This window comes from Ruegeria sp. HKCCA5839, assembly GCF_013035585.1.
Lineage (GTDB): Bacteria > Pseudomonadota > Alphaproteobacteria > Rhodobacterales > Rhodobacteraceae > Ruegeria.
In genome coordinates this window covers 42,417-56,389 of sequence record NZ_WQIE01000005.1, presented here as the reverse complement: position 1 = coordinate 56,389, position 13,973 = coordinate 42,417, and the positions used below count along the sequence as shown (strand labels likewise).

The window sequence follows — 13,973 nt, the reverse complement described above, 5'->3', positions numbered from 1 at the left end:
CGGCATCGCCAGCACAGTTATCCCACCTTGACCAACCCACGATTCCTCTACATATCCCCAACCCATGACAGACCTCGCTCATATCCGCAATTTCTCCATCGTCGCGCATATCGACCATGGTAAATCCACCCTTGCCGACCGGCTCATCCAAGAGACCGGAACGGTGCAGGATCGCGACATGAAGGAACAGTTGCTCGACAGCATGGATATCGAGCGCGAGCGCGGCATCACCATCAAGGCCAACACCGTGCGCATCGACTATACCGCCGATGATGGTGAGAAATATGTGCTGAACCTGATCGACACCCCCGGCCACGTGGATTTCGCCTATGAGGTCAGCCGGTCCATGCGCGCGGTTGAGGGCTCTTTGCTGGTCGTGGATTCGACCCAAGGGGTTGAGGCGCAGACGCTGGCCAACGTGTATCAGGCCATCGACGCTGATCATGAGATCGTGCCGGTGCTCAACAAGATCGACCTGCCTGCATCCGATTGCGACCGCGTCGCCGAACAGATCGAGGATGTGATCGGCATCGACGCGACCGACGCCATTCAGGTCAGCGCCAAGACGGGGCAGGGCATCCACGAGACGCTCGAGGCCATCGTCACCCATCTGCCCGCGCCGCAGGGCAATCTGGATGCGCCGCTCAAAGCGATGCTGGTGGATTCGTGGTATGACGCCTATCTGGGCGTGATCGTTCTGGTCCGCATCATGGACGGGACGTTGAAAAAGGGGATGCGGGTCAAGTTCATGTCGAACGGCACCCTGCACCATGTCGACCGCGTCGGCGTCTTCCGGCCCGAGATGGAGATGGTCGACAGCCTGGGCCCCGGTGAGATCGGCTTTCTGACGGCCTCGATCAAACAGGTCCGCGACACTCGCGTGGGTGACACGATCACCAATGACCGCAACGGGGCGGAACAGGCCCTGCCGGGCTTCAAACCCGCGCAGCCGGTGGTGTTCTGCGGCCTCTTCCCGGTGGACTCGGCCGAATTTGAAGACCTGCGCGACGCGATTGAGAAGCTGGCGCTGAACGATGCCTCTTTCAGCTTTGAGATGGAAACCTCGGCGGCGCTGGGTTTTGGCTTCCGCTGCGGCTTTCTGGGCCTGTTGCACCTTGAGGTCATCCGCGACCGGATCGAGCGTGAGTATAATATCGAGCTGATCACAACCGCACCCAGCGTGATCTATCACGTCTATATGAAAGACGGCGAAATGATCGAGCTGCACAACCCCGCCGACATGCCGGACCTGTCGAAGGTCGACCACCTGGAAGAGCCGCGCATCAAGGCGACAATTTTGGTGCCCGATGAATATCTGGGCGACGTGCTGAAACTCTGCCAGGACCGCCGCGGTATCCAGCTGGACCTGACCTATGCGGGCAGCCGCGCCATGGTTGTCTATGACCTGCCGCTGAACGAGGTGGTGTTCGACTTCTATGACCGCCTGAAATCGGTGACCAAGGGCTATGCCTCGTTTGATTACCAGATGACCGGCTATACCGAGGATAATCTGGTCAAGATGTCGGTGCTGGTGAATGACGAACCGGTCGATGCGCTGTCAACGATGGTGCATCGCGACCGGGCCGAGATGCGGGGCCGGGCGATGTGCGAAAAGCTCAAAGACCTGATCCCGCGCCACATGTTCAAAATCCCGATCCAGGCCGCCATCGGAGGCAAGGTCATCGCCCGCGAGACCCTTTCGGCGCTGCGCAAGGACGTGACGGCGAAATGTTACGGTGGGGACGCGACGCGGAAGCGGAAGCTGCTGGACAAGCAGAAGGCGGGTAAGAAAAAGATGCGTCAGTTCGGGAAGGTGGATATCCCACAGGAGGCGTTTATTTCTGCGTTGAAGATGGATAGTTAGCACAGGCGAATTAATATGAAAAAAGGCGATATTTCGGGTGAAATTGTTCTTTCCAGCGAAAATGGAGAAAGGACTTCGCTTCCTTCCATTCCGAACACAGTTCTGGAAGCTCTGTTCAATACAGTAACTGGAGCAAAAGAGAACACAACGGTTACCCGAAGGAAAGCCGCGAAAGTTGAGTTGTCGGACTTATATCAGCTTTCAGAGCAGTTGCATCAGTGGGTAAGGCCCTATCGGCCAATATCGTCTAAACTTGAGTTTGTTGTAACAAATTTAGCGTCAGATGAACTCAAGGGTAAGTCGCGAACAAGATACGAGAACTATGATTCCCTGTCGCGGCACGAGATTGCCAAGACTAGCCCTACATCTTCGGTGGAGGTCCACTTTTCTTTCGTATTTCGCAGTGATGAAACTGAGAAGCTTGAAACAATAGATCTAGTTGTGGACCTGACTTCAAAGTCTCATCAGTATGTGTATATGGCAAAAGAGAATGACCTGTTTGGCTTCAGACGCCTGCGCCATTTGGACAACGATGATGTGACCGCGAAAATTGATATTCGCTATACGAACTATCTTGTCGCAAAAGGCGTTGTCGGGGTTGTAGACGATTGGTACGAAAATCTAAAAGATATCGAACTTTGGAATCCTCCTAGGTTTTTGAGGTTGATTTCAGACGATGGGATTTATGATCGATTTGGTTTGCCTTCGATCTTTCTGAAAGTCTTCCCTGTACTTGCGGCGTTGTTCTTCGTCCGCGGTGTATATGCAAATTTTTTCGGTTCATCCGATGTCACGCAAGTGTCCTTGACAGGTTTGTTGCTCGCCGCGGTGGTTGTTTTTGCGTTGATCGATGTCGTATTCAGGACCATCGTCCGAAAAGCGGAAGATTTGACCAACACGATTGCGGTCCAACTAGTTCAACTTAATACCGGCGATAGCCGTCTGCACGCGGATTATGAACAGCGAAAAAAACTAGGGAGGACAAGTTCAAGACTATTTCAATTTCAATTGTCCTCGCGTTTGTAATCTCGGTACTAGCAGGCCTAGCGGTCAATCTGATGTGACTGTTGAAGTAGATTCCTTGGTGATCGCACGGGCCTGCCGAAAGATTGGTTTCGCGGCTCGTAAATCCACCCGCCCGATGACACCGACGGGCCGCCTCCAAGGGGCGGCGCGTTTGCGCCTCCCCTCGGGCCGACGCTGCCCTCATCTCTATAGATCAACCGTAACAACCGCGTTTGCGCCCTACGATTTGACCCCTGCAACCAAAGCCTCAAACCCCTCCGGATCAGCCTGTTGCAGCTTCCGCAAAGCCTCCTCCGCGTGGTCCCGCAGGGCCTGCTTGCACTCCACCTTGACGGCCTCAACCCCGTCGACCAGCGCGTCGATCTCGGGCAGGGCGGTGTCTGTGGATTGGGACAGCGCCTGCAATGCCTCCAGCACTTTGCCCAATTGGGTGCCATAGCTGGCCACCTCGCGCTGCACCCGCGCCTCAATCGCGGGGACACCCCGGATCGAGCCTGCAAGAACCGGATCAATATCCTGCTGCACATCTCCGCTGAGCGGAAAGCGGAACTGAGGGGACCAGACGGAAAACGGGCCGAACATGACGAAATCTCCTGTTTTGCAAATACAGCAGATCGTTGCTGCGATGCAGCATCAAGTCAAGGCTGTGGTGGGGCTTAACGCCTGCCTAAACCCTTCATGAAGTTTCCTTAAGGTAAGTTGCAACCGTCCCACGCTCTCCCAATCTGTAGAACACGGCCAGCACCGGCCCTGATGACGGAGAGAGAACATGACCAGATTTATGACTGCCGGAGCAGCCGCTTTGGCCACGTCCCTCACCCTAGCCACCGCTGCGATGGCGGACATGCCCGATCTGCGCGGCACCTGGACAGGCAGCTATACCGCTGTGGGTCCGAACCGGACCACAACCGGCGATATCCCGCGGTTCAACACTGCCGAGTGGGTGCTGGATATCCAGAAGCAGAAGGACAATGTGTTCTGGGGGCCCAGCAAGTGGCGGTCGAATGCCACTCAGGACTGGCGCATGTTGGACGCCACCGGCACCATCAGTCTGGATGATCCGACCCGCATCAGCATTGTCGAAAGCTCGGCCAATCCCGAGATCGGCGTGAACGCCCTGATCGATGCCCGGTATCAGGACGGCAGGATTTACGCTGATTTCCGTAGCGTGCGTCGTGGAACGACCTATAGCACCGTTCTGGAACGTCAGGTGAACTGAAGCGGTATCGGCCCGGCCGGTTGTAGGGGGTAAACAGGCTGGCCGCACCTTGTGTGTGGCAGACGAGTATCAGTTGCCGCGCCGGACCGAACCGCTTCTCAAGCCACCCCAGGCGCCTCTGTGTTCAGAGGCGGGCCGGGCAGCCCGGATGACCGTCTACCGGCGGTTCTGACGCGGCAGGGCACACGCGACGGCGGTCGTGCGCCCAGCCTGTAGCAGGCCACGCGGTCCTTCAGCGCGATGCGGGTAAGGTGATCCGGGACTGTCCGGCCACTGGGGTGCGGAACAGGTGGGGCCCGAAAGCGGAGTTAGATGTTTTCCTGAACGTCCGACGCGACATTCTGGATGGCATCCCCGGCATTTTCGATGTCTTTGCCTGCGCCTTTTGCGGTTTCGCAAGCGGCAAGGGTGAACAGAGCCAGGCCAATCAGAATTGCACGGATCATTGGAAACTCCTTAACTGCGTGTTTCTGGTTGCCTAGCAGTTTTGACCGCTGTGATCTACATGTTTCACCGCGGTCGCCCACGCGGTGACAACCGGGTGTTCCAAGAGGCCACGAACGGCCTCTGGAATCCGGTATTTTGCTGTTTTTGAGTGCGCCCGATAAGCGCCCCGCATCACTTGCAAAAGAGCTCGTGAATGGTTTCGAGCATGCGACGTGGTCGATCATTTGCAAGTCGATAGTAAATCGCCTTACCATCCCGGCGCGGCAAAACCAGCCCTTCAAGCCGCAACCGAGACAATTGCTGCGAAACTGCGGCCTGACGAGCCGACAGCAGCTCTTCAAGCTCGGTCACCGATTTCTCACCGGAGACGAGGTGGCAGAGGATCATCAGCCGCCCCTCATGGCTGATGGCTTTTAGAAAACTGGACGCTCGTGTTGCGTTTTCGAGCATCGACGCGAGGTCGTCAGGTTGATAGGTGTGGTCGGCCTGAGGCAGTCCCATAGAAATTTCCCCATTGTTATCCCTTGAGTGGATCGGAAGGCTTGGAGTGAAAGCCCGTCAAATGTCGCAACAAAATAATCATGGATAAAAATATGTCTCTTCAAATACATGTGATGTTGTAACACAAACGCGTGTGTAGAACGCCGTTTTGGGTTGCTGGATGACGGTGATGCGGCTTTGACGCGGGCATCGCCGCTCTTGCGTTACATCGCGTAACGGTATCGCATTCGCCCCCTTGCACCCCCCCAATGGCAGCACTAAGACTTGGGTAAGAGTTTTTCGGGTAATGTCCCGATCCATAGCAAAGCAGGCAGGTTTCTTATGTTCGATCCCGTTGACACCTATATGAATACGCTTGTCCCAATGGTCGTCGAACAGACCAGCCGGGGTGAGCGCGCCTATGACATTTTCTCACGCCTTCTGAAAGAACGGATCATTTTCATCAACGGGCCGATCCATGACGGTATGAGCCATCTGATCGTTGCCCAGTTGCTGCATCTTGAGGCGGAAAACCCGAACAAGGAAATCTCGATTTACATCAACTCACCCGGCGGCGTTGTGACCAGCGGTTTGTCGATTTACGACACAATGCAGTATATCAAGCCAAAATGTTCGACTTTGGTGATCGGTCAGGCGGCCTCGATGGGGTCGGTTTTGTTGGCCGGGGGCGAGAAAGGCATGCGCTTTTCGCTGCCCAACAGCCGCATCATGGTGCACCAGCCCAGCGGCGGATACCAAGGTCAGGCCAGCGACATCATGATTCACGCCGCCGAGACCCAAAAACTCAAAGATCGCCTTTATGATATATATGTTCGCCACACCGGGCAGACGAAGAAGGCGGTCGAAAAAGCGCTGGATCGCGACAATTTCATGAGCCCGGAAGAGGCCAAGGAATGGGGTCATATCGACGAGATCGTGGAAAACCGGGCCAAAATGGACGGTGAAGCGGACTAGGTTCAAATTCTCGCGCAGCCCGCGTGAGCCGCGATTTTGAGATTGTCGCGGCCACGACGCTGGCCTAAGCTGCGGGGACAATCGGCAAAGTGGGCCTTGCAAAGGCCAAAGGTACAAAGCCCGAAAGGTAGATCATGGCGACGAATTCTGGCGGTGATGGTAAGAACACGCTCTACTGCAGCTTCTGCGGCAAAAGCCAGCATGAGGTGCGCAAGCTGATCGCGGGGCCGACCGTTTTCATCTGCGACGAATGTGTCGAGCTGTGTATGGACATCATCCGCGAGGAAACCAAAGCCAGCGGGCTGAAATCTTCGGATGGTGTCCCGACGCCAAAGGATATCTGCGAGGTTCTTGATGACTATGTGATCGGTCAGGCAACCGCCAAGCGGGTTTTGTCGGTCGCGGTCCACAACCACTACAAGCGCCTCAACCACGCCCAAAAGGCTGGCAGTGACATTGAGTTGGCCAAGTCCAACATCCTGCTGATCGGCCCCACTGGTTGCGGTAAAACGCTGCTGGCGCAGACGCTGGCGCGTATTCTGGATGTGCCGTTCACGATGGCGGATGCAACCACGCTGACCGAAGCGGGGTATGTGGGTGAAGATGTCGAGAACATCATCCTCAAGCTTTTGCAGGCCAGCGAATACAACGTCGAACGCGCACAGCGCGGCATTGTGTATATCGACGAGGTCGACAAGATTACGCGCAAGTCAGAGAACCCTTCGATCACCCGCGACGTATCGGGTGAAGGGGTGCAGCAAGCGTTGCTGAAACTGATGGAGGGCACTGTGGCCAGCGTACCTCCTCAGGGCGGGCGCAAGCATCCTCAGCAAGAATTCCTGCAAGTGGACACGACCAATATCCTGTTCATCTGCGGTGGCGCTTTTGCGGGCCTGGACAAAATCATTGCACAGCGTGGCAAGGGCTCAGCCATGGGTTTCGGCGCGGATGTGCGCGACAATGACGAACGCGGCGTGGGTGAGATTTTCCGGGATCTTGAACCGGAAGACCTGTTGAAATTTGGCCTAATCCCGGAATTTGTTGGTCGTCTGCCGGTTCTAGCGACATTGGAAGATCTGGACGAAGACGCGTTGGTAACAATCCTGACCAAACCCAAGAACGCTTTGGTCAAGCAATACCAACGTCTGTTTGAACTGGAAGATGCCGAACTAGCCTTTACCGACGATGCATTGCAATCGATCGCCAAGAAAGCCATCGAACGCAAGACCGGTGCGCGTGGGTTGCGGTCCATTTTGGAAGACATCCTGCTGGACACTATGTTCGAACTGCCGGGCCTCAAAAGCGTGACACAGGTGGTGGTGAACGACGAGGCAGTGACCTCGGATGCGCAGCCCCTGATCATCTACGCGGATTCGGCACAGGAAACCGCTTCGGCAGGCTAAGTGCGCTTCACCTAATGGCAGCGTTTTAAAAGGGGGCAGTGCCCCGTCGCCCATACCGGACGACTCTCTCGGGATATTTCTGGCCATATGAAACTGGGATCCTGTATTCATCTGGCCAAAACATCCCGGAGTGCGAGGCAGAGCCTCGTAAAAAGGTAATCCAGATTTTGGAGAGTGAACGATGATCAAACGCATCTCATCGGGGGGCGAATTTGAAGGCAAGGCCGGGTATTGCCGTGCTGTTGTGGCTGGAGGATGGGTGCATGTGGCGGGCACGGTCGGGCAAGGTGACGATATTGAGGCCCAATGCCATTCGGCTTTAGGCATCATCGAAAAAGCTCTGTCAGAGGCAGGGGCGTCTTTTGCGGATGTTGTTCGCGTGACCTATATGTTGCCCGACAGATCCGAGTTCGACAGATGTTGGCCGCTTTTGGCAGAGACGTTTGGCAAAAATCCTCCGGCGGCAACGATGATCGAATGCGGTTTGATTGATCCGAACTACCGGATTGAGATTGAAGTCACGGCATTCTTGCCGGAATGATGCGGCACGGTGCGGTGGCACTGGACCTGGGGCCGGCTTTAGGTCATATCTTCGACAACGGAAAAGGCGGAGGCAGCCAATGGGAATCCTGAATACTCTGTTGCGGGCCGTGACCTGGTGGAACGGGGCGACGCTGAATACGCAGATCTTCACCGCGCGCAACGGAATCAAGGTTGGCGAGGACAATGAAGGCAACGTGTTCTACCGCAACGAGGATGACAGCAAACGCTGGGTGATTTTCAACGGCGAGGCCGAGGCGAGCCGCGTGGATCCCGAATGGCACGGGTGGTTGCATCGTACGTGGGACGAGCCACCGACAGACAAGCCGCTGCCCCATAAATCCTGGGAAAAGCCGCACCAAGAAAACCTGACAGGTACTGCTCTGGCTTATGCCCCCGCAGGGTCATTGCGCCGCCCCGATCCGGTCGAGCGCAAGGACTATGAAGCCTGGAGCCCGGAATAAGCGAGGCGCGCCGATGTCGACCCATAGTGTAACCGAAATCCTGGTCGGCGGGGTTGTTCTCGCTGGTGCGATTGCGTTTGGCGTGTATGCGAGCCAGTCCACAGGGCTGTCTCAATCCAGCGCCGGATACGAATTGGGGGCTTCGTTCCGATCCTTGGAAGGCGTCAGCGTCGGCACAGATGTCCGCCTGGCTGGCGTAAAAATCGGAACGGTCACCAATGTGACGCTCAATGCAGATACCTACCGTGCCGACACGCAGTTTTCCGTTGCCGATGGCGTACTTATCCCGGATGACAGCGCGGTTGTAATCTCGTCCGAGGGTTTGCTGGGTGGCAATTTTGTCGAAGTCATGCCCGGTGGATCGCCATTCTATTTTGAACCCGGTGATGAAATCGAAGATACACAGGGCGCGGTCAGCTTGATCTCGTTGCTGGTCAAGTTCGTGGCCGGGGATGGTAGCGAATGAGAGTCCTGCTGCTATTGGCGGCGATCTTGACTGCAGTCAGTGCCGAGGCACAGCAGCGGGTTACCTCTGGGCAGGGGGCGACGCTGCGCGGATTGGACAAGGTCAACGGTCAAACCGTCGACGTTGATCTTCGATCTGGGGATACGGCCACGATATTTGGACTTGATGTGGCGCTGGGAGATTGCCGTTATCCGGCCGAGAACCCGACAGGTGACGCTTTCGCTTACCTTACGATTTGGGAGCAAGGCGACTCGCAACAGCTGTTTGATGGCTGGATGATCGCAACGTCTCCGGCTCTGAATGCTTTGGACCACGCGCGTTACGATGTCTGGGTGATCCGCTGTATGACACCCTGAGGCGTCTGCGAGAGGGACGCGGTGAAATCAGCGCTGCTCTCAAGCGCTTGTCTCAGCTCAGCGTGATAGGTCGCACGCGGTATTTCGATCGCACCGAGTGAGGCCAGATGGGCCGTCAGAAACTGGGTATCGAACAGTTGGAATCCCGTGCGGCGCAGCCGATCCACCAAATATGCCAGCGCAATCTTGGAGGCATCGGTGCGGCGAGAGAACATGCTTTCGCCAAAGAACGCGGCACCCAGAACCACCCCATAGACCCCGCCGGTCAATCGGCCATCCTGCCAGACCTCAAGCGAGTGCGCCTGACCGTTAACATGCAGGTCGTCGTATAGGCGCCGCAGTTCCGGATTGATCCAGGTTTCGGCCCTGTCGGCGCAGCCGTCGACGACGCCGGAAAAGTCGCGATTGATGGTTATCCCGTAATCGGATCTGCGCAACCGTCGCGCAAGGCTGCGCGAGATGTGGAAACCGTCCAGGGGAAAGACACCGCGCAGTTTGGGATCAACCCAGAAAAGGTCCGGATCGTCCCGGTGTTCGGCCATCGGGAAAATACCGATGGAATAACCATGCAGCAAAAGCTCGGGTGTGAGGCTCATGTCAGACGGGGCAGGGCTGGATGTGAGTATCCCAGCCCTGAGCTTTTATTGCGCCATATTCTCCGCAAGCCAGCGCTCCAGCCAGTGGATGTTATAATCACCGCTGTGCAGATCTGGCTCTTGCAGCAGGGCGTGGAAAAGCGGCACGGTTGTGTCTATGCCATCTACGATCAACTCACCCAAGGCGCGGTTTAACCGAGCGAGGGCTTCATCGCGGTCGCGACCCTGCACGATCAGTTTGGCAATCAAGGAATCGTAATAGGGCGGGATCGAATAGCCGTCATAGAGCGCCGAATCCATCCGCACACCCAACCCGCCGGGGGCGTGGTAGGCGGTGATCTTTCCGGGGCAAGGCGAGAAGTTCGGCAGTTTTTCTGCGTTGATCCGCACTTCGATGGCGTGGCCGTTGATCTCAAGATCATCCTGCCCGAACGACATGGGCAGGCCCGAGGCGACGCGGATCTGTTCGCGCACCAGATCGACACCAAAGATGCCTTCGGTGACCGGGTGTTCCACCTGCAAACGGGTGTTCATCTCGATGAAGTAGAACTCACCGTTTTCGTACAGAAACTCGATGGTGCCCGCACCGATATAGTTGATCTTGGCCACCGCGTCGGCGCAGATTTTACCGATCTTGGCGCGTTCTTCCGGGGTAATGCAGGGGCCGGGGGCCTCTTCGAACACTTTCTGGTGGCGCCGTTGCAGCGAACAGTCACGTTCGCCCAGATGCACGGCGTTGCCTTTGCCGTCGCCAAAGACCTGAATTTCGATGTGACGCGGCGTGGTCAGGTATTTCTCGATATAGACCTCGTCATTGCCAAAGGCGGCCTTGCCTTCGGCGCGCGCGGTCATGAAGGCACTTTCCATCTCATCGGCATTCATCGCGACTTTCATGCCGCGCCCACCACCGCCAGCGGTGGCTTTGATGATCACCGGATAGCCGAACTGCTCACCGATCTCTTTGGCGGTTGCCAAGTCAGGTACGCCACCATCCGAGCCGGGAACGCACGGAACGCCCAGGTCCTTCATCGTGTCCTTGGCGGTGATCTTGTCCCCCATGACGCGGATATGTTCGGCGGTGGGGCCGATGAAGGTGATGCCGTGGTCCTCGACGATCTGCACAAACTCGGCATTTTCTGACAGAAAGCCATAGCCGGGGTGAATCGCCTGCGCGCCGGTGATCTCGCAGGCCGAGATGATCGCGGGTACCGAGAGATAGCTTTGCGGGCTGGGCGGGGGGCCGATGCAAACCGATTCGTCGGCCATGCGCACATGCATCGCATCGCTGTCTGCGGTCGAATGGACGGCCACTGTGGCAATCCCCATCTCGCGGGCAGCGCGTATCACGCGCAGCGCGATCTCGCCTCGGTTGGCAATCAGGATCTTGTCGAACATGGTCCCGCCTTACTCGATGATAACCAGAGGAGTACCGAATTCCACAGCGTCACCATCTGTCACCAGAATGCGTTTGACGGTGCCCGATTTGGGCGCGTGGATGTGGTTCATGGTTTTCATCGCTTCGACGATCAGCAGCGTGTCGCCTTCAGATACATTCGCCCCAACCGAAACGAACGAGGGCGCGCCCGGTTCGGGCTGCATATAGACGGTGCCGACCATCGGTGACGTCACAGCGCCGGGATGGCTGGCAGGGTCTTCTGCCGATGCAGGGGCTTCGGCAGCGGCTGCGGGCGCTGCTGCTGCCGCGGCTGACGGAGCGGGGGCCGCAGCAGCGGGAACAGCAACTTGAACAGGGGCAGCAACGGTTTGCGAGGCGCGGCTCACGCGGACATTTAGGCTGTCGTCTTCGCCATAGTCCCGCTTGACCTGTAGCTCGGTCAGGTCGTTTTCGCGCAGCAGTTCGGCCAGTGCCTTGATGAACGCCACATCCGCTTCGTGTTTGTTATCTGTCATGAGTGTCCTCGAAGGTTCCCCTTGGGCTCGGCTTTTTGGTTGCGAGCTTGAAATAATTACGCAGGGTTATATGCCAAGCGTTCGGCCATGAAAAGCGCAGTCTTTGTTGGGAAAGATCGGTGTTTTTACAAGGCTGGGCCGTGCCAGAGCGTTACAATGGCATCCCCGAGAGTTTGGCAACCAGTTCCGGCAGCTTGCGCGCACCGAATTTCTCAAGCAGGCGGGCCCGATAGGCTTCGATCGTGCGATAGGACAGTCCCAATTCAACGCCGATCTCTTTTGCCGACAGGCCGCGACAGGACAGGATCGCCACTTCGCGTTCGCGAGCGGTCAATTCGACCAGAGGGCGCTCTTCCGAGATGTCCGAAAAGCTCCAGATCCCGTGGCGGAAGGGATCATCGGGGGTCAGCGACCGACCGCGGGCCCGACACCAGAACAGATCGCCATTGCGCCGCCGCATCACGCGTTCATCGGTGTAATAGCCGGTATCGCGCATCACTTGCAGGCTGCGCGCTCCGATTCTCTCCCAATCCGCCACAGACGGATAGAGGTGCAGCAGCGGCATGTTGCGGTATTCGCTTTCGTCGCCGCCAAAGGTGCGCGCGAATTGCAGATTGCAGCGCCGGATGATCCGGTTTTCCAACTCAACCAGTCCGATCGGGGCGTATTCGAAGGCAGGGTCGCTCATGTACCTATGGTGGCCGGTTTCGGGTGGAAAATGAAGGGGACAAGCGACGCGCGGGTTCATGGGGCTTGAACGGGATGTTAACTTTGTAAATTCTGTGTGTTAAGTTTGGCAATAATATCTTGTAAGATAACGAAAGTTCTGAAAACTTCGGCCATCAGGCTAAAGGAACCGCCAGCAGATGCGTGATACGCTCACCGGAAGTCGCATACGTGAACGCCGCCAGATCGCAGGGCTACGCCAGGCCGAATTGGCGCGGCGGGCGGGGATTTCGGCGTCTTATCTGAACCTCATCGAACATAACCGCCGCCGGATAGGTGGGAAGGTTCTGATCGACATCGCGGCAGCGCTTTCGGTTGAGCCGTCTCTGCTGACTCAAGGGATCGAGGCAACGCTGATCGCGGCCCTGCGCGAGGCTGCTGAGGATGCGGTGGGCCAATCGGCTGAGCTGGACGCACTGGAAGAATTTGCTGGGCGGTTCCCGGGCTGGGCCGGGGTTTTGGCACAGATGCATCGCCGCGTTGTTTCGTTGGAGCGCACGGTCGAGGCTTTGTCCGACCGCTTGACCCATGACCCGCAACTGGCGGCCTCGATGCACGAAGTGTTGTCGACGGCCGCTGCGATCCGCTCGACCGCTGCAATTTTGGCCGAGCCCGGCGAGATCACGGATGAATGGCGCAATCGCTTTCACAAGAACCTCAATCAAGATGCTGAGCGTCTGGCCGAAAGCTCGAAGGCGCTGCTGAGCTTTCTGGATACCACAGAAGACCAAGGCGAGGCGCGCGGTATGCCGCTGGACGAGGTTGAGACTTTCTTTGCCGAGCATGGTTTTCATTTCCCCGAAATCGAAACTGCACAGGAAGTGGACCTGGAGGAAATCAACTCGGGCGCGGCCAGAACTGTTGCTCAACGTATATTGAAAACCTGCGCAACGGACGCACGGCTTTTGCCGCTGGACCAGTTGCAAGCTGAACTAGAAGGGGGCGGGGTTGATCCTTTGGCGCTTTCAGCCAGGTTTTCTGTCGATTTGGCTACGGTGCTGCGGCGGCTGGCTGTTTTGCCCGAGGACATGTTGCCCAAACCTGTGGGACTGGTCATATGCGATGCGTCAGGCACGGTGCTGTTCTACAAGCCCGCCCCCGGTTTCGCCCTGCCGCGTCATGGGGACGGCTGTCCGCTCTGGCCCGTGTTCACTGCGTTAAACCGCCCCCTGGTACCGGTGCGCCGTCGCGTTCTGCAACTGGGTCGGGTTTCGGCTGTGTTCGAGTGCTTCGCGATCGCCTGGCCTCTGGCGGCGCAGCGGTTTGATGCAGACCCGACCTATCATTCGGTCATGTTGGTGATGCCTGCGGATGCGGACGCAGACGAGAGGCAGGACAGGGCCGAAGTCGGGGTCAGCTGTCGGATCTGCCCCAAACCAGACTGTGTGTCCCGACGTGAGCCTTCGATTCTGAGCGAAGGTTTTTGACAGTCTCATTAATCGAGGCTTATTCTGGCTGGGACAGGTGGCCGTTGCGGGTGCCGGTCTTGGGGAGGACTAA

The 13,973-nt window shown here is 57.3% G+C and carries 17 protein-coding genes; 10 read left to right on the top strand and 7 right to left on the bottom strand.

The features are described from left to right. Nucleotides 1–64 precede the first annotated feature (64 nt). Together lepA and GOV38_RS14235 are read left to right on the top strand one after the other, a co-directional pair. Entirely contained in the window at nucleotides 65–1,864 is a 1,800-nt protein-coding gene (lepA, locus tag GOV38_RS14240; protein WP_171100242.1) for a translation elongation factor 4, read from the top strand. Nucleotides 1,865–1,879: 15 nt separating this feature from the next. Continuing rightward, nucleotides 1,880–2,890 carry a hypothetical protein gene (locus GOV38_RS14235; protein WP_171209565.1) on the top strand — a complete coding sequence of 337 codons (1,011 nt, stop codon included), beginning with the start codon at nucleotides 1,880–1,882 and terminating at the stop codon, nucleotides 2,888–2,890. A 219-nt stretch (nucleotides 2,891–3,109) separates the two neighbouring features. On the opposite strand, the gene GOV38_RS14230 is transcribed toward GOV38_RS14235, so the two are convergent. Then, nucleotides 3,110–3,472, bottom strand: a complete 363-nt coding sequence (locus GOV38_RS14230) for a hypothetical protein (RefSeq protein WP_171131364.1) — start codon at nucleotides 3,470–3,472, stop codon at nucleotides 3,110–3,112. A 187-nt stretch (nucleotides 3,473–3,659) separates the two neighbouring features. On the opposite strand from GOV38_RS14230, the gene GOV38_RS14225 reads away from it, so the two are divergent. Then, nucleotides 3,660–4,109 (top strand): hypothetical protein, encoded by a 450-nt coding sequence (locus GOV38_RS14225; protein ID WP_254430594.1) that lies wholly within the window; start codon nucleotides 3,660–3,662, stop codon nucleotides 4,107–4,109. Nucleotides 4,110–4,417: 308 nt separating this feature from the next. On the opposite strand, the gene GOV38_RS14220 is transcribed toward GOV38_RS14225, so the two are convergent. Next, nucleotides 4,418–4,555 carry an entericidin A/B family lipoprotein gene (locus GOV38_RS14220; protein ID WP_171100233.1) on the bottom strand — a complete coding sequence of 46 codons (138 nt, stop codon included), beginning with the start codon at nucleotides 4,553–4,555 and terminating at the stop codon, nucleotides 4,418–4,420. A gap of 172 nt (nucleotides 4,556–4,727) precedes the next feature. Beyond that, on the bottom strand, nucleotides 4,728–5,057 hold the full coding sequence (locus GOV38_RS14215; protein WP_171209566.1) for a helix-turn-helix transcriptional regulator: 330 nt from the start codon (nucleotides 5,055–5,057) through the stop codon (nucleotides 4,728–4,730). Nucleotides 5,058–5,378: 321 nt separating this feature from the next. Between GOV38_RS14215 and GOV38_RS14210 the strand changes: the two genes are divergently transcribed. The 6 genes from GOV38_RS14210 (at nucleotide 5,379) to GOV38_RS14185 (ending at nucleotide 9,240) form a co-directional block, all read left to right on the top strand. Beyond that, entirely contained in the window at nucleotides 5,379–6,011 is a 633-nt protein-coding gene (locus tag GOV38_RS14210) for an ATP-dependent Clp protease proteolytic subunit (protein ID WP_171100230.1), read from the top strand. 134 nt (nucleotides 6,012–6,145) lie between these two features. Then, a complete protein-coding gene (clpX, locus tag GOV38_RS14205; protein ID WP_171100228.1) occupies nucleotides 6,146–7,414 on the top strand; it encodes an ATP-dependent Clp protease ATP-binding subunit ClpX in 1,269 nt (422 codons plus the stop codon). Nucleotides 7,415–7,595: 181 nt separating this feature from the next. Further along, nucleotides 7,596–7,955 (top strand): RidA family protein, encoded by a 360-nt coding sequence (locus GOV38_RS14200; RefSeq protein ID WP_171209567.1) that lies wholly within the window; start codon nucleotides 7,596–7,598, stop codon nucleotides 7,953–7,955. A gap of 79 nt (nucleotides 7,956–8,034) precedes the next feature. After that, nucleotides 8,035–8,418 (top strand): NADH:ubiquinone oxidoreductase subunit NDUFA12, encoded by a 384-nt coding sequence (locus GOV38_RS14195; RefSeq protein ID WP_171100225.1) that lies wholly within the window; start codon nucleotides 8,035–8,037, stop codon nucleotides 8,416–8,418. 13 nt (nucleotides 8,419–8,431) lie between these two features. After that, the gene (gene mlaD, locus GOV38_RS14190) at nucleotides 8,432–8,884 is read left to right on the top strand and encodes an outer membrane lipid asymmetry maintenance protein MlaD (RefSeq protein ID WP_171100223.1); all 453 of its coding nucleotides are present in this window, start codon (nucleotides 8,432–8,434) and stop codon (nucleotides 8,882–8,884) included. Further along, nucleotides 8,881–9,240 (top strand): DUF2155 domain-containing protein, encoded by a 360-nt coding sequence (locus GOV38_RS14185; protein WP_171209568.1) that lies wholly within the window; start codon nucleotides 8,881–8,883, stop codon nucleotides 9,238–9,240. Before mlaD ends, GOV38_RS14185 begins: the two co-directional genes overlap by 4 nt. Here GOV38_RS14185 and aat read toward each other — a convergent pair. The 4 genes from aat to GOV38_RS14165 form a co-directional block, all read right to left on the bottom strand. Next, nucleotides 9,204–9,836 (bottom strand): leucyl/phenylalanyl-tRNA--protein transferase, encoded by a 633-nt coding sequence (gene aat / locus GOV38_RS14180; protein WP_171209569.1) that lies wholly within the window; start codon nucleotides 9,834–9,836, stop codon nucleotides 9,204–9,206. The two genes, GOV38_RS14185 and aat, sit on opposite strands and share 37 nt — an antisense overlap. Before the next feature lie 45 nt (nucleotides 9,837–9,881). Further along, nucleotides 9,882–11,231, bottom strand: coding sequence for an acetyl-CoA carboxylase biotin carboxylase subunit (gene accC, locus GOV38_RS14175; protein ID WP_171100219.1), 1,350 nt, complete (start codon nucleotides 11,229–11,231; stop codon nucleotides 9,882–9,884). 9 nt (nucleotides 11,232–11,240) lie between these two features. Continuing rightward, nucleotides 11,241–11,747 carry an acetyl-CoA carboxylase biotin carboxyl carrier protein gene (accB, locus tag GOV38_RS14170; RefSeq protein WP_171209570.1) on the bottom strand — a complete coding sequence of 169 codons (507 nt, stop codon included), beginning with the start codon at nucleotides 11,745–11,747 and terminating at the stop codon, nucleotides 11,241–11,243. A 151-nt stretch (nucleotides 11,748–11,898) separates the two neighbouring features. Beyond that, on the bottom strand, nucleotides 11,899–12,435 hold the full coding sequence (locus GOV38_RS14165) for a LuxR C-terminal-related transcriptional regulator (protein WP_171100215.1): 537 nt from the start codon (nucleotides 12,433–12,435) through the stop codon (nucleotides 11,899–11,901). 178 nt (nucleotides 12,436–12,613) lie between these two features. Here GOV38_RS14165 and GOV38_RS14160 point away from each other — a divergent pair, with 178 nt between their 5' ends. Then, complete coding sequence (locus GOV38_RS14160; protein ID WP_171209571.1) at nucleotides 12,614–13,900, top strand: helix-turn-helix domain-containing protein; 1,287 nt, start codon at nucleotides 12,614–12,616, stop codon at nucleotides 13,898–13,900. Nucleotides 13,901–13,973 lie beyond the last annotated feature (73 nt).